The organism is Blastococcus sp. HT6-4 (assembly GCF_039679125.1).
GTDB lineage: Bacteria > Actinomycetota > Actinomycetes > Mycobacteriales > Geodermatophilaceae > Blastococcus > Blastococcus montanus.
In genome coordinates this window covers 2,240,067-2,254,770 of the sequence record NZ_CP155551.1, presented here as the reverse complement: position 1 = coordinate 2,254,770, position 14,704 = coordinate 2,240,067, and the positions used below count along the sequence as shown (strand labels likewise).

12 protein-coding genes are annotated in these 14,704 nt (G+C 74.1%); 8 read left to right on the top strand and 4 right to left on the bottom strand.

The genetic code is table 11. From position 1 onward, the window contains the following. Positions 1 to 2: 2 nt before the first annotated feature. The 7 genes from ABDB74_RS10885 (at position 3) to ABDB74_RS10855 (ending at position 8,683) form a co-directional block, all read left to right on the top strand. Positions 3 to 860, top strand: a complete 858-nt coding sequence (locus ABDB74_RS10885) for a nucleoside hydrolase (RefSeq protein ID WP_346618477.1) — start codon at positions 3 to 5, stop codon at positions 858 to 860. A 200-nt stretch (positions 861 to 1,060) separates the two neighbouring features. Beyond that, the gene (locus ABDB74_RS10880) at positions 1,061 to 3,463 is read left to right on the top strand and encodes a glycoside hydrolase family 2 TIM barrel-domain containing protein (protein WP_346618476.1); all 2,403 of its coding nucleotides are present in this window, start codon (positions 1,061 to 1,063) and stop codon (positions 3,461 to 3,463) included. Between the two features lie 97 nt (positions 3,464 to 3,560). Then, complete coding sequence (locus ABDB74_RS10875) at positions 3,561 to 3,974, top strand: hypothetical protein (protein ID WP_346618475.1); 414 nt, start codon at positions 3,561 to 3,563, stop codon at positions 3,972 to 3,974. A 51-nt stretch (positions 3,975 to 4,025) separates the two neighbouring features. Continuing rightward, complete coding sequence (locus ABDB74_RS10870; RefSeq protein WP_346618474.1) at positions 4,026 to 4,910, top strand: LLM class flavin-dependent oxidoreductase; 885 nt, start codon at positions 4,026 to 4,028, stop codon at positions 4,908 to 4,910. Positions 4,911 to 4,923: 13 nt separating this feature from the next. Next, positions 4,924 to 5,733: an ATPase gene (locus tag ABDB74_RS10865; protein WP_346618473.1), complete on the top strand. Its 810-nt coding sequence runs from the start codon at positions 4,924 to 4,926 to the stop codon at positions 5,731 to 5,733. Between the two features lie 48 nt (positions 5,734 to 5,781). After that, a complete protein-coding gene (locus ABDB74_RS10860) occupies positions 5,782 to 6,375 on the top strand; it encodes a DUF1349 domain-containing protein (protein WP_346618471.1) in 594 nt (197 codons plus the stop codon). Positions 6,376 to 6,442: 67 nt separating this feature from the next. Further along, the gene (locus tag ABDB74_RS10855; protein ID WP_346618469.1) at positions 6,443 to 8,683 is read left to right on the top strand and encodes a glycoside hydrolase family 3 C-terminal domain-containing protein; all 2,241 of its coding nucleotides are present in this window, start codon (positions 6,443 to 6,445) and stop codon (positions 8,681 to 8,683) included. Positions 8,684 to 8,757: 74 nt separating this feature from the next. On the opposite strand, the gene ABDB74_RS10850 is transcribed toward ABDB74_RS10855, so the two are convergent. Continuing rightward, a complete protein-coding gene (locus ABDB74_RS10850) occupies positions 8,758 to 10,443 on the bottom strand; it encodes an MDR family MFS transporter (protein WP_346618468.1) in 1,686 nt (561 codons plus the stop codon). A gap of 58 nt (positions 10,444 to 10,501) precedes the next feature. Beyond that, positions 10,502 to 11,104, bottom strand: a complete 603-nt coding sequence (locus tag ABDB74_RS10845) for a TetR family transcriptional regulator (RefSeq protein ID WP_346618466.1) — start codon at positions 11,102 to 11,104, stop codon at positions 10,502 to 10,504. A 191-nt stretch (positions 11,105 to 11,295) separates the two neighbouring features. Here ABDB74_RS10845 and ABDB74_RS10840 point away from each other — a divergent pair, with 191 nt between their 5' ends. Beyond that, positions 11,296 to 12,324: an ATP-dependent 6-phosphofructokinase gene (locus ABDB74_RS10840; RefSeq protein ID WP_346618465.1), complete on the top strand. Its 1,029-nt coding sequence runs from the start codon at positions 11,296 to 11,298 to the stop codon at positions 12,322 to 12,324. 33 nt (positions 12,325 to 12,357) lie between these two features. Here ABDB74_RS10840 and ABDB74_RS10835 read toward each other — a convergent pair whose 3' ends face one another. Together ABDB74_RS10835 and ABDB74_RS10830 are read right to left on the bottom strand one after the other, a co-directional pair. Further along, positions 12,358 to 13,569, bottom strand: a complete 1,212-nt coding sequence (locus tag ABDB74_RS10835; RefSeq protein ID WP_346618464.1) for a cytochrome P450 — start codon at positions 13,567 to 13,569, stop codon at positions 12,358 to 12,360. A gap of 20 nt (positions 13,570 to 13,589) precedes the next feature. Beyond that, complete coding sequence (locus ABDB74_RS10830; protein ID WP_346618462.1) at positions 13,590 to 14,618, bottom strand: PDR/VanB family oxidoreductase; 1,029 nt, start codon at positions 14,616 to 14,618, stop codon at positions 13,590 to 13,592. Positions 14,619 to 14,704: the final 86 nt, after the last annotated feature.

The following is a 14,704-nucleotide window of genomic DNA, read 5'->3' as shown; positions in this document are numbered from 1 at the left end:
ACGTGTCCCTGCGCATCACCCAACGCTGCCGCGTCGTCGTCGACAACGACTGGGCCGGCGACCCGGACGGGCTGGTGGCCCTGGCCCACCACCTGCTCAGCCCCGCCAACCGGGTGGACGCGGTGACCAGTTCGCACCTGAACCCGGTGTTCGGGCCACCCGAGGGCACCGCGGAGAAGGGCGCTCGGTTCGCACAGGAGCTCATCGACCTCGTCGACGGCCTCCAGCCGGAGGTCGCCGCCGGCTGCGACGTGCTCCTGGACGCCGGTGACACCGGCTCGGCCGCGGCGGACCTCATCGTCGCCGAGGCCCGGCGGGACGACCCGTTGCCGCTGCTGCTCGTCTGCGCCGGCCCGCTCACCAACGTCGCGCAGGCGCTGCGGCAGGCGCCGGAGATCGCGCCGCGGATGACGCTGGTCTGGATCGGTGGGGCGTTGGAGCCGGACGTCTTCGAGTACAACCGGGAAACCGACCCCGACGCTGCCGGGGAGGTGTTGGCCCGCACCGACCTCGCCGTATCCCAGTTCCCGCTGGAGACCTACCGTCGGTGCGAGTACTCCGTCGCCGAACTGGAGCAGGACCTCGGCGGGGCCGGCCGGGTGGGGGCGTGGCTGTGGCAGCGGTACGTCGAGCTGCCGATCCCCTACTTCGTGGAGCAGGGCGAGACCTGGCCGCTGGGGGACACCCCGCCATTGCTGCTGACCGCGCTCAGCGATGCCTCCAGCGCGTGGGCCGAGACCGCGTCCGCGCCCGGAGGTGCGTCCCGGCGCGTGTACACCGACGTCGACGTCCGGCTGCTCGTCTCCGACCTGTACGCCAAGCTGCGCCGCCACGAGCGCCGGGCGGGACACGGCACCTGACCACGGCGGGACGTGCCGGTCATTGGCACAGGGGTGTCGGCGGTGGCCCGGGTTCCGCAGGATCGAGGCGCGGGCCACAGTGGCGATCCAGCAGACGGCCGATCGCCGGCGAGGCTGCGGTTCCGCGTGAGCATGGGGCGCTCCAGCCAGGACGCCATCCGTCGCGTGCTGACCTCGTCAGACCACTCGAGAGGGCAGCCATGCGCCGCACCCCCTTCACCACCGGCTGGCACGTCCGGCCGCACGCCAACGCATTCGCCGAGATGGTGGGCGCCGCCGCGCCCTGGCAGCCGGTCACTCTGCCGCACGACGCGACCCTCGCCCAGCCGCGGGACGCCGCGCACGGCGCCGGGTCGGGCTACTTCCCGGGCGGCGTGTACGAGTACCGGAAGACGTTCGACGTCCCCGCGGACGCTGCGGGTCAGCGGATGCTGCTGGAGTTCGAGGGCATCTACCGCCGGGCCATGGTTTACGTGAACGGCAGCCTCGCCGGGCACTGGGCGTCGGGGTACACCGGCTTCACCGCGCCGCTGGACGACCACCTCCGGTACGGCCAGGAGAACGAGGTGCGGGTGGTCTGCCGCACGCACGCCGACTCCCGCTGGTACGCCGGCGCCGGCATCCACCGGCCGGTGCACCTGCTCACGGGGCCGCTGCTGCACGTCGCCCCGGACGGCGTCCGGGTGACGACGGTCGACGGCAACCGGGACCTGGCGGTCGTCGAGGTGACCACCACCGTGCAGAACGACCGGCCGCGGCTGGCCACCGTCGAGGTGGTCACCGAGCTGCGCGACGCCGACGGCGCCGGCGTCGCCGGCGACCGGGTGCCGGTGAGCGTGCGGCCGGGGGAGCCGGCTGTGGTGCGACAGCGGCTCGTCGTCCGTGACCCGGCGCTGTGGGGGCCCGGCTCCCCGGCGCTGTACACGGCGACGGTCTCCCTGGCCGACGGGGAGGCCGTGCTGGACGAGGAGACGGTGACCACCGGCATCCGAACCCTCTCCGTCGACCCTGTCCGTGGCCTGCGGGTCAACGGAGAGCCGGTGCTGCTGCGCGGGGCCTGCATCCACTCCGACAACGGGGTCCTGGGTGCGGCTGCGGTCGGCCGGGCGGACGAGCGCCGGGTGGAACTGCTGCAGGCCGCCGGGTTCAACGCGCTGCGCAGCGCGCACAACCCGATGAGCCGGGCGATGCTCGATGCGTGCGACCGGCTCGGCGTCCTGGTGATGGACGAGCTGACCGACATGTGGACGGAGAGCAAATCCGAGTTCGACGCCGCGCTGGACTTTCCCGAGTGGTGGGAGCGCGACGTCGCCGCGATGGTGCGCAAGGACGTCAACCACCCCAGCGTGGTCATGTACTCGATCGGCAACGAGATCCCCGAGGTGGCCGGCCCGCACGGTGCCCTGTGGTCCCGGCGGCTGGCCGAAGCGGTGCGGGCGCTCGACGGCACCCGGCTGGTGACCAACGGGGTCAACGGGATGCTGGCCGTGATCGGCGAGGCGGCGACCGACCTGGAGGCCGCCGAGGGCGGCATCAACACGATGCTCACCGACATGGCCGGCTTCATGCGGGAGCTGAGCAGCTCGGAGCTGGTCGGCCGGCGGACGGCGGAGGCCTTCGGGGTGCTCGACGTCGCCGGGATGAACTACATGGACGCCCGCTACGACAGCGATCGCGCGACCTTCCCGAACCGGGTGATCGTGGGCAGCGAGACGTTCGCGACCGAGATCGACCGGCTGTGGCGGCTCGTGCAGGACAACCCGCACGTGATCGGTGACTTCACGTGGACCGGCTGGGACTACCTCGGTGAGGTCGGCATCGGGCGCACGGCCGACGCCGAGGAGCCGGGGGCCCGCGGGCTCTCCGGGCCCTTTCCCTGGCTGCTCGCGTGGTGCGGGGACATCGACGTGACCGGGCATCGCAGGCCGGCGTCGTACTACCGGGAGATCGTCTTCGGGCTCCGCACCGACCCCTACCTCGCCGTCCAGCGGCCGGAACGGTCCGGCCGGGAGACGGTGTCCCCGCCGTGGGCGTGGACCGACTCGGTCGGCAGCTGGAGCTTCGACGGCGTCCCGCTCACCGTCGAGGTCTACAGCGACGCGGACGAGGTCGAGCTGCTGCTCGACGGCCGCTCGCTGGGCAGGGCGGAGGCCGGAGAGGCCCACCGCTTCCGCGCCGAGTTCGAGGTGCCCTACGCCCCCGGAGAGCTGACCGCCGTGGCCCGTACCGGGGGGCGGGAGACCGGCCGGTGCTCGCTGCGCTCGGCTGACGGGCCGGTGCACCTGGCCGTGAGCGTCGACCGCGCGGTGATCCGGGCCGACGACAGCGATCTCGCGTATGTCGAACTCGCCCTGACCGACGCCGCCGGCACGGTCGCCCTGGGCGTCGACCGCCAGGTGTCCGTGGTGGTCGTGGGCCCGGTGGTGCTCGCCGGCTTCGGCAGCGCCACGCCGGCGACCGAGGAGTCCTACCTCGACGACGTGGCCACCACCTTCGACGGCCGGGCCCTCGCCGTCGTCCGGCCGACGGGCGCGGGCGCGATCACCGTCACGGCGACCGCGGAGGGCTGCGCTCCGGTGACGGTGATCCTGGAGGCCCGGTGAGCTCCGGCTCCGAGTACGTGCCGGGGCTCCCGGTGCACCGCAGCACCCACCTGGTGGAGTGGACGCACATCGGCGACGTCGCCACCGCCCGCGGCACGTGGCCGTCGAGGGGGTCACCGGCGGTGGCCTGCGGGCGCCCACGAGCCGCCATCGCGTCGGCGTCCTCCTCATCGTCCCCATGGCGATGCACCCCCGTGGCTGCATGGTCTTCACGGCGCTCGGCGGGGAGCCGGTCCGCCTCATCGCGGTCAGCGAGGGCGAGGAGGTCGAGCTGACCGGGCTCGACGGCCGGCACCGGAGCGCCGAGGCGGCGGTGTCCTTCACCGGCCGGGTCCTGGGTCTGTACGCCGTCGAGGGCACGGTCGCGTTCGCCGAGCTCCGGTACGCCGGCTCCGAGCAGCAGGTGCGCCGCCGTCGCGGCGTCGATGGGCGTCTCCACCCGGTATCGCCGTCCCGAGTCGGCGGCCTTCGTCCTCCGCCGCCGGTGGCGCCCGGAGACGTGAGCCGCTGAGCTCGGACGTCGAACGGCCGGCCGGTGCCGTGCGTGCGCGAGACTGGGGAGGTGACGATCACGCTGGACCTGTCGGCCGTCGTGCTCCCGGACCGGCATCCGGTCACGGCCTTCCTCGATGACGTGCGGGCCGCGGAGCGCGCGGGCGTGCGGACCGTCTGGACCTACGACCACCTGACGTGGCCGCGGCTGGCGGACGGGCCCTGGTACGGCGCCGTGCCGCTGCTGGCCGCGGCGGCGGTCAGCACGGAACGGGTCCGGCTCGGGACGCTCGTCGCCTCGCCGAACTTCCGGCACCCCGTCCCGTTCGCCAAGGAGCTGATGACCCTCGACCAGCTCACCGGCGGCCGGCTCGAGCTGGGGGTCGGGGTGGGCACCGAGGGGCACGACGCGCAGGTGCTGGGCGGTGTGCCCCTGAGCCGGGCGGAGCGGGCGGACCGGTTCGCCGAGTGGCTGGCGATGCTGGACCGGTTGCTCCGCGAGCCGGTGGCGACCATCGACGGGACGTGGTTCCGGGCCGTGGACGCCCACCAGCTGCCGGGCTGCCTGCAGCAGCCGAGGCTGCCGTTCACCGTGGCCGCGACCGGTCCCCGCGCGCTGCGGCTGGCGGCCCGCCACGGCTCGGCCTGGGTCACCTACGGCCCGTTCGGCGCCGACGTCGGGCCGGACGAGTGGTTCGCCGCCGTCGCCGGGCAGAGCCGCCGGCTGACCGAGGCGCTGGAGGTCGAAGGGCGCGCGCCGGCCGAGCTGCGCCGCTCGGTGCTCCTCGGGCTGGAGGTGGCCTGGCCCTTCGAGAGCCGGGAGCGCTACCGCGACGCCCTGGGGCGGCTGGCCGACTGCGGCATGAGCGAGGTCGCCGTGCACTGGCCGCGGCCCGACGGGCGCGGCGTCCCCGAGGCGGCCATGTCCTTCGTCCGCGACGCCCATGGGCTGTGAGGCCGGTGGCTCCATGAGGGAGCGGCTCCTGGAGTGGCTCGGCGGGGTGCCCTCCCGGGCGATCGCCTGCAGCGGCGGCGTGGACAGCCTGACCCTGGCCACGGCGGCGCACCGGGCCGCTCCCGGAACCACCCTGGTGGTGCACAGCGTCACGCCGGCCGTCCCGGCGGCCGCGACGGCCCGCGTGCTCGAGACCGCGGCGGCGGAGGGCTGGGACCTCCGCACGGTGCGGTCGCGCGAGTTCGAGGACGGGCGGTACCTCGCCAACCCCCTCGACCGCTGCTACACGTGCAAGTCGCACCTCTACGACGCGATGGGCGACCTCGTCACCACCGTCGGCGGCGCGCACACGCTGCTGAGCGGCGCCAACGTCGACGACCTCGGCGAGTACCGGCCCGGCCTGGTCGCCGCCGCCGAGAACGGCGTCCGGCACCCCTACGTCGAGGTCGGGGCGGCCAAGGCCGACGTCCGGGCGCTCGCCCGCGACCTGGAACTGGACTGCGCCGAGCTGCCGGCCGCCCCGTGCCTGGCCAGCCGGCTGTACACCGGCACCGCGGTGACCCCGTCCCGGCTGCACGCCGTCGAGGTCGGCGAGTCGGTGCTCACCGCCCGGACCGGGATCGCGGTCGTGCGCTGCCGCCTGCGGGACGACGACGTGCGGATCGAGGTCGGCGAGGCCGACCGCGGGCGGGTCACCCCGGACGTCGTCGCCGCCGTGCTGGCCACGATGCGGGTGGTGGAACCGGGCATCCGCAGCGCAGCCCTCGACGACGAGCCCTACCGGCCCGGACGCGCGTTCACCCTCACGCCGGTCGTGCGGTGACCGGCCGGCGGCAGGTCGCCCGGCGCTGACCCCGGCTACGTTGCCGGCATGACGGACGACGGGCTGCGCGGGCAGCCGTGGAGCGCCGGAAGGTGGACGTCACCGCCGGCCGCCGTGGTCGAGGACGGGCCCGACCTGCTGGTCACCGCCGTGCAGGGGAGCGACGCCTGGCGGCACACCTCGTACGGCTTCGTCCACGACGACGCGCACGCGCTGCTGGCGCCCCTGCCCCGCCCGGGAGCGGTCGAGGTGGCCTTCGACCTGGCCTGGGACGGCCGGTTCGACCAGGCCGGGCTGATGCTGCGGGCCGACGAGGAGACCTGGCTCAAGGCCGGCGTCGAGTTCTCCGACGGGACGCCGCAGGTCGGCGCCGTCGTCACGCTGGGCCGCTCGGACTGGTCCGTGGCCCCGGTGCCGGACTGGGCGGGGCGCCGGGTGACCGTCCGGGCCAGCCGCGACGGCGACGCGGTCACGGTGCGGGCCCGGGTCGACGACGAGCCGTTCCGGCTCCTCCGGCTGTGCCCGTTCCCCGCGGACCTCCCGGTCGCCGCCGGGCCGTACTGCTGCGCCCCCACCCGGGCCGGCCTCGTCGTCCGGTTCCGGCGCTGGGCCACCGGCCCGGCCGACCCAGCCCTGCACTGATCGGTCCGTCTACCGCTGGATGGCAGTGCCGGTCCGCCGCGGCAGCACATCCCGGCAGGATCACCGGGTGACCTCGACTCCACCGTCCGACCCGACCGCGCTGCCGCTGGAGCGGAAGGCGGCCCTGCTCTCCGGCCAGGACTTCTGGTCGACCGCACCGATCGAGGAGGCCGGCCTGCCCTCGGTCGTGCTGACCGACGGGCCGCACGGCGTCCGACGCCAGGCGGCGGACTTCGGCCAGATCGGCCTGCTGGCGAGCCTGCCGGCCACCTGCTTCCCGCCCGCGGTCGCCGTGGGGTCGAGCTGGGACCCGGAGCTCGCCGAGCGGCTCGGGGCGGCGATCGGCCGGGAGGCGCGGGCGCTGGGCGTGCCCGTCGTCCTGGGCCCTGGCGTGAACATCAAGCGGTCACCGCTGTGCGGGCGGAACTTCGAGTACTACTCGGAGGACCCGCTGCTGGCCGGCGTGCTCGGCGCCGCGCACGTCCGGGGCCAGCAGGGCGAGGGCGTGGGCGCCTCGGTGAAGCACTTCGCGGCCAACAACCAGGAGACCCAGCGCATGCAGGTCAGCGCCGAGGTCGACGAGCGCACCCTCCGGGAGATCTACCTGCCGGCGTTCGAGCGGGTCGTCACCGAGGCGCAGCCCGCGACGGTCATGTGCGCCTACAACAAGGTCAACGGCGTCTACGCCTCGCAGCACCGCTGGCTGCTGACCGAGGTTCTCCGCGACGAGTGGGGCTTCGGGGGCGCCGTCGTCTCCGACTGGGGCGCCGTCCAGGACCGGGTCGCCGCCCTCGGGGCCGGCCTCGACCTGCAGATGCCCGGCGACCACGGCACCGGCAACCGGCTCGTGGTCGAGGCGGTGCGGGCCGGCGAGCTCGACGAGGAGATCGTCGACCGCAGCGTGCGTCGGGTGGCGGCCCTCGCGGAGCTGGTGACGGAGCCGGCCGAGGGATTCGACGTCGACGCCCACCACGCCCTGGCTCGCGAGCTGGCGGCGGGCTGTGCCGTCCTGCTGAAGAACGACCGCGGTGCGCTGCCGCTGGCGCCCGGCGCGAGGGTCGCCGTCGTGGGGGAGTTCGCCCGCACCCCCCGCTACCAGGGCGGCGGCAGCTCGAACGTCAACGCCACCCGGGTCGACGACGCGCTCGGCGCGCTCCGCGCCGCCCTCGGGGAGCACGTGCCGTTCGCGCCCGGGTTGTCCCTCGACGGGTCCGGGGATGCCGCGGTCCTGCACGACGAGGCGCTCGCCGTCGCCCGGGAGGCCGACGTGACCGTCGTGTTCGCCGGGCTGGCCGACGTCGACGAGTCGGAGGGCTTCGACCGCACGACCCTCGACCTGCCCGCCGTCCAGGTGGCGCTGATCCGGGCCGTCGCGACGGCGAGCCCGCGGACGGTGGTCGTGCTCTCCTCCGGTGGGGTCGTCTCGCTGGAGGGCTGGCACGACGACGTCGACGCCGTCCTCGCCGGCTTCCTGCTCGGGCAGGCCGGTGGCGGAGCGCTGGCCGATCTGCTCACCGGCGCCGTCGACCCCTCCGGCCGGCTGGCCGAGACGATCCCGCTGCGCCTGCAGGACAACCCGAGCCACCTCAACTTCCCCGGGGAGCAGGGCTCCGTCCGCTACGGCGAGGGCGTGATGGTCGGCTACCGCCACTACACGACCGTCGACCGGCCGGTGCGGTACCCGTTCGGCCACGGGCTGAGCTACACGACGGTCGAGACGGGTGGCCTGCAGGTGACCGCGACCGGCGACGACACCGCCACGGTGACCGTGACGGTCACCAGCACCGGCGCGCGGGCCGGCCGGCACGTCGTCCAGGTCTACGTGGCGACGATGGCCGGCCCGGTCCGCCGCCCGGCCCGGGAGCTGCGCGCCTTCCGGAAGGTCTCGCTGGCGCCGGGGGAGTCGCGGACGGTCTCCGTCGACCTGGACCGGCGGGCCTTCGCCCACTGGGACGTCCGGGAGGACCGCTGGCTCGTGGCGCCGGGGGAGTACACCGTGCAGATCGGACGCAGCGCCACCGACGTGGTGGCCGAGGCGACGGTGACGCTGGCCGGGGATGTCGTGGTCCCGGAGCTCACGCTCGGCTCGTCGGTCATGGAGTGGTTCAGCCACCCCGTGGTCGGCGCGCAGCTGCTGGAGGGCTTCCTCGCGACGATGCCCGAGGGCGCCGGCGAGATGCACGACGGCATGCTGCAGATGATCGGCTCGATGCCGATGGGCCGGTTCGCCGCCGACTTCGGCTCGGCGGTCCCGCCCGCCGAGCTCGACCGGCTCATGGCCGAGGCGAGAGCCGCGCGAGCCGGCTGAGCACCGCCCGGAGGAGGTGCGCGGAGGCCCCGTTCCGGAGCTCGGAACGGGGCCTCCGCGCACACGGTCGGGCGCTAAGCGTGGATCGACGCCCCGCGCGCGTCGTCGTCGGACTGCGCGCCACCGGGCAGTGCGCCGGCCTCCGGCTCGGCGTCGGCCCGCACCACCGGCAGGTCGTCCTCCGACGCGACCGCCTCGCCGCGGGCCACCATGCCGGCGAACTCCGACAGCGGGATCTCCTTGAGCGCCAGCGCCAGCAGCAGCCCGACGGCCAGGATCGGCACGAGGTACCAGAACACCGGGGCGAGGCTGTTCGCGTAGGCGTCGACGATCGCCCCCTTCAGCGGCTGGCCGGCGGCCTCGACCAGGGCGGGGACGAGGGTGTCCGGCGAGGTGATGCCGGCCTGCACCGCCTGCTCGGCGTTCGCGGTCAGCGCCCCGGCGAGGTTCTCGGCCAGCCGGCTGGTGAACAGCGTGCCGAAGACGGCGACGCCGAGGGTGGCGCCCACCTCGCGGAAGTAGTTGTTCGTCGAGGTGGCCGTGCCGAGCTGGGTGGCCGAGACCGCGTTCTGCGCGGCCAGGACGACGTTCTGCATGATCAGGCCGAGCCCGGCGCCCAGGACGAACACCATCCCGCCGACCGTCCACAGCGACGTGTCGCCCGACAGCGTCGTCATCCAGATCATCGCGGCCATGATCACGGCGACGCCCGCAACCGTGAAGGCCTTGTACCGGCCGGTCCGCATGATGACGGTCGCCGAGCTCTGGATGGTCAGGATGATGCCGACGACCATCGGCACCATCAGCAGGCCGGAGTTCGCCGCGGAGAGGCCGGAGGCCATCTGCAGGAACGTGGGCATGAAGGCGATGGCCGAGAACATGCCGAGCCCCACGGCCGCGCCCAGGGCGGTCGCGACGACGAAGGTGCGGTTGCGGAACAGCGTCATCGGGATGATCGGCTCGGTCGCGCGCAGCTCGATCGCCACGAACAGCACGGCGGAGACGACGAAGGCGGCGAGCAGCGACAGCGCCTGCCAGGAGGTCCAGCCGTCCTGCCCGCCGAAGTCGGTGAACAGCACCAGCGCCGTGGTCGTGGCCGACAGCGCGAGGATGCCGGCGTAGTCGACCGGGGTGCTGCTGCGCTTGCGCGGCAGGGTGAGGGCGAACCAGCCGATCCCGAACGCGGCCAGGCCGACCGGCAGGTTGATCCAGAAGGCCCACTCCCAGCCGAAGGCCGCGTGGTCGGTGAAGAAGCCGCCGACGAGGGGGCCGGCGACCGCCGACAGGCCGAACAGCGCGCCGATCGGGCCCATGTACTTCGCCCGCTCCCGGGCCGGGACGATGTCGGCGATGATCGCCTGCGCCAGGATCATCAGCCCGCCGCCGCCGAGGCCCTGGACACCGCGCCAGAACACCAGCCAGCCGAAGTCCGGCGACATCGCGGCACCGGCGCTCGCGACGGTGAACAGACCGATCGCGACGAGGAAGAGCGTCCGCCGTCCCCACAGGTCGCCGAACTTGCCGTAGACCGGCATGACCAGCGTGGTGGCCAGCAGGTAGGCGGTGGTCATCCAGGCCATGTGCGAGACGCCGCCGAGCTCGCCGACGATGGTCGGCATCGCCGTCGACACGATGGTCTGGTCGAGGCTGGCCATGAGCATGCCGGCCAGCAGGGCGCCGAAGATCGTGTTGATCCGGCGCCGGGTGAGGACGATCGGAGCGGCGCCGGCGTCGGCGGTCTCCGGAGCGGGGGCGGACAACTGCACTCCTCGAGGACGGTGGGGCGCTACGGGGGACGGACGGCGGTGTCCGCGACGGTCAGGCGGTGCGGGGTGCCGGCAGGCCGGCGGCCAGGGCGTCCCAGGCCTCGTCGACCAGGTCGGGCAGCGAGGCGGTGAAATCGGTGACCAGCCAGCGGTGCAGGGCGGTGCGCATGGCGCAGGCCTGCACCGAGGCCAGCAGCGTCGGGTAGACGTCGACGCCGACGCGCGTGCCGGTCCGTTCGGCGATCGCGTCGGCCAGCGCCCGCTCGGACTCGCCGAAGACCGCCACGAGCCGCTGGACCAGCGCGGGATGGGCGTCGATGACCGTCATCCGCAGCGGCCACAGCTCCGACTCGTCGGCCATGACGATCGCGCGCTCGCGGTGGACGGCGCGCAGCGACTCGACCGGCGGCTCGGCGGCGGGGCGGGCGGCGAACTCCTCGGACAGCTGGACGGGCTCGGCCGGATCGAGGCCGATGACCGCGTCGACCTTGGACGGGAAGTAGTTGAAGAACGTGCGCGGGGAGACCTCGGCGCGGTCGGCGATGTCCTCCACCGAGACGCCGTCCAGCCCGCGCTCGGCCACGAGCTGCAGCGCGGCCCGGTGCAACGTCAGGCGGGTGGCGAGCTTCTTGCGCTCGCGCAGTCCGTCGGTCACGGGCCCAGGCTCCCTGAATTGTGCAGTCAATGCAAGTTTGCACCGACTGCACGGCGTGCCGTCTCACGGGGCGGGAGCACGCCGATTCCCCGTGACACGCGGACAATTGCCATGGGCATGTCGGCATGTCGTCTAGACGTCATGACGTACCGTCGACACCGACCCGGCCCACGAGTGCGAGGAGCCAGCCGGTGCGCATCGGAATCCTGACCGGAGGCGGGGACTGCCCCGGCCTCAACGCCGTCATCCGCTCGGTGGTCCGCAGCGCCAACTCGCACTACGGCAGCGAGGTGATCGGCTTCCGCGACGGCTGGCGCGGCCTGCTGGAGAACCGGTCGACGCCGCTGGACGTCGCCGCCGTCGACGGGCTGCTGACCCGCGGTGGGACGACGCTGGGCTCGGCCCGGGTGGCGCCCGAGAAGCTGCACGCCGGCATCGACGAGATGACCGCCACGCTCGAGGACCACGGCATCGACGTGCTCATCCCGATCGGCGGCGAGGGCACGCTCACCGCGGCGCACCTGCTGTCCGAGGCCGGGGTACCGGTGGTCGGCATCCCCAAGACCATCGACAACGACATCGACGGCACCGACCTGACCTTCGGCTTCGACACCGCGGTGAGCATCGCCACCGAGCTCATCGACCGGCTGCACACCACCGCGGAGTCCCACCAGCGGGTGCTGCTGGTGGAGGTCATGGGCCGGCACGCCGGGTGGATCGCGCTGCACGCGGGCCTCGCCGCCGGGGCGCACCTCACCCTCGTGCCCGAGGAGCCCTTCGACGTCGACGACGTCGTCCGGCTGGTCTCCGAGCGCTTCGCCCGTGGTGACTCGCACGTCATCGGCGTCGTCGCCGAGGGCGCGATGCCGCTGCCCGGCCAGATGGACTTCCGGCTGGGCGGTGTGGACGAGTTCGGCCACCGCCGGTTCACCGGGGTGGCCCAGCAGCTGGGCGAGGAGCTGGAGCGGCGCACCGGCAAGGAGGTGCGCGCGACGGTCCTCGGCCACGTGCAGCGCGGCGGGACGCCGACGTCGTTCGACCGCGTGCTGGCGACCCGCTTCGGCCTGCACGCCACGATCGCCGCGCACGAGGGGAAGACCGGTCAGATGGTCGCCCTGCACGGCACGGAGATCGAGCTGGTCCCGCTGGCCCGCGCCGTCGCCCGGCTGAAGACCGTCACCCCGTCCCGGCTCGCCGAGACCCGCGCCTTCACCGGCTGAGCGCCGGGCGTTCCGGTGTAGGGCCGGCCGGCATCACGCCAGCTGGACGCGGACCGGGATGCTCTTCCAGGCGCGCAGCGTGTTGTTGTGGTGCCGCACGGTCGGCCCGGCGAGCTCGATGGACCGGACCCGCCGGGCCAGTGCGGTCAGGATCGCCTCGACCTCCAGCCGGGCGACGTGCTGGCCGGCGCACTGGTGGATACCCATGCCGAACCCCACGTGGCCGGACGGGTCGCGCGACAGGTCGAACGCGTCCGGGTCCGCCCAGCGCCGCGGATCGCGGTTGGCCGCGCCGAGGAACATGAGGATCTTGCTGCCGTCGGGGACGACGTGCTCGCCCACCCGCACATCCGTGGTGGCGGTGCGGAAGAAGGTCTGCACGGGCGACTCCCAGCGCACGGCCTCGTCGAAGGCCATCCGCGCCAGGGACGGCTGCTCGCGGAGGCGCTGCCACTGCTCCGGGTGGGTGGCGAAGGCGTACAGGACGGCGGACAGCCCGTGGACCGTGGTGTCCACCCCGGCCGTGAGCAGGGACCGCACGACCAGCGGTGCCATCTCCGGGGTGATGTCGCCGCGGTCGCTGGCCGCCCAGATGTCGGCACCGAAGCCCTCGGTCGCGAGCGACTCCCGCCGGCACTGCTCGGCCACCCAGCCGGAGAGCTCGGCCACCCGCGGGGCGCCCTTGGCGACCAGGTCGTTGGCGGGGCCGAAGGCGTTGAACGCGTGGTCCCCGTAGGGGAGGAGGTTCTCCCGCCCCTGCGGCGGCAGGCCCACGGCGTCGGGGAAGACCCGGAGCGGGAACGCCGACGTCAGATCGGGGACGGCGTCGAACTCGGTGCCGGAGGAGAGCACCTCGTCCACCAGCGCCTCGGCGTCGGCGGCCCACCCGTCGCGCAGCCGCCGGAGCGCGCGCGGGCTGAGCACCTTCGTCAGCACCCGCCGCGGGGCGTCGTGCCTGGGTGGGTCGGCCTCGAGCAGCAGGCTCGGCGGCCGCCAGGGCTTCTCGTGCCGGAAGTTGGACAGCCCCACCCCGGCCGCCGACTGGAAGCCCTGCCAGTCGACGAGTGCGGCGTGCACCTGCTCGTAGCGGGCGAACGCGTACACCTCGTACCGGCTCAGGTAGACCATCGGGCCGGCCTCGCGGAGGGCCGCCTGCATCGGCAGCGGATCCTCGAGCACCTCGTGGGCGAACGGGTCGACGTCGTCGGTCGGGAGGGTGCTGCCCGGGTCCAGCGTCGCGGTCATGGGGGAACCTCCGGAGTCGGTCACAGGTCGAGCACGAGCCGGTCGCTGCAGGACCGGGAGACGCAGATGTACATCGTGTCGCCGGCGGCACGCTCGGCGTCGTCGAGCAGCGAGTCGCGGTGGTCGGGCTCGCCGGCCAGGACGCCGCACTCGCACGTCCCGCAGATGCCCTGGCGGCAGGACGAGAGCACCTCGACGCCGGCCGTGGCCACCGCGTCCAGGACCGACACCCCGGGCTCGACGGTCACCGTGAGGCCGGTGCGGGCCAGCTCGACCTCGAACGGCGTGGTGCGCACCGGCGCGCCGGTCCCGGCCGCGACGAAGCGCTCGGTCCGGACGGCGTGCGGTGGCCACCCGGAGGTCGCCGCCTCCAGCGCGGCCAGCAGGGGAGCGGGGCCGCAGCAGTAGACGCGGGCGTCCGGGTCCGGCTCGCCGAGGAAGCCCGCCAGGTCCAGCAGCCCGAACTCCTCCTGCGGGCGCACCTCGACCCGGTCGCCGTAGGCGGCGAGGTCGTCGAGGAACGCCATCGACGCGCGCTGCCGGCCGCCGTAGAGCAGTCGCCAGTCGGCCCCCAGCAGCTCGGCCTGTCCGATCATCGGCAGCAGCGGGGTGATGCCGATGCCGCCGGCGACGAACAGGTAGCGCTCGGCGGGCACGAGCGGGAAGTTGTTGCGCGGGCCCCCGACACCCACCAGGTCACCGACGGCCAGCTCGTCGTGCACGTACGCCGAGCCCCCGCGGCCGACCTGCTCGCGGAGCACGCCGACGCGGTAGGTGGAGGGATCCCACCGGTCCCCGCACAGGGAGTACTGGCGGGTCATCCCGTTCGGCAGGGTCAGGTCGATGTGCGAGCCCGGGGTCCAGTCGCGCAGGCGTCCGCCGCCCGGGGCCGCGAGGTCCAGGGCGAGCACCCCCTCGGCGAGGAGGGTCTTGGCGGTGACCCGCAGGGTCGCCACGTCCGGCGGGACCGGCGTCGCCTGCGCGGCGGCGCCCGCCGTCCCTCCGGCGCGGGGGGTCCCGGGCCCGTCGTCGGTCCTGGTGTCCAGCACGCCTGCCTCCTCATCGGTGTGCGTCGGAGCATGCGAGCGGACGGAACCGGACCGAAGCGGATTCTCATTCAACGAGAGGTGGGCCA

What these genes read in the sequence shown, in the direction of transcription:
- ABDB74_RS10880 (WP_346618476.1), top strand. Translation starts at nt 1,061, where the DNA reads ATGCGCCGCACCCCCTTCACCACCGGCTGGCACGTCCGGCCGCACGCC.
- ABDB74_RS10865 (WP_346618473.1), top strand. Translation starts at nt 4,924, where the DNA reads ATGAGGGAGCGGCTCCTGGAGTGGCTCGGCGGGGTGCCCTCCCGGGCG.
- ABDB74_RS10860 (WP_346618471.1), top strand. Translation starts at nt 5,782, where the DNA reads ATGACGGACGACGGGCTGCGCGGGCAGCCGTGGAGCGCCGGAAGGTGG.
- ABDB74_RS10835 (WP_346618464.1), bottom strand. Translation starts at nt 13,569, where the DNA reads ATGACCGCGACGCTGGACCCGGGCAGCACCCTCCCGACCGACGACGTC.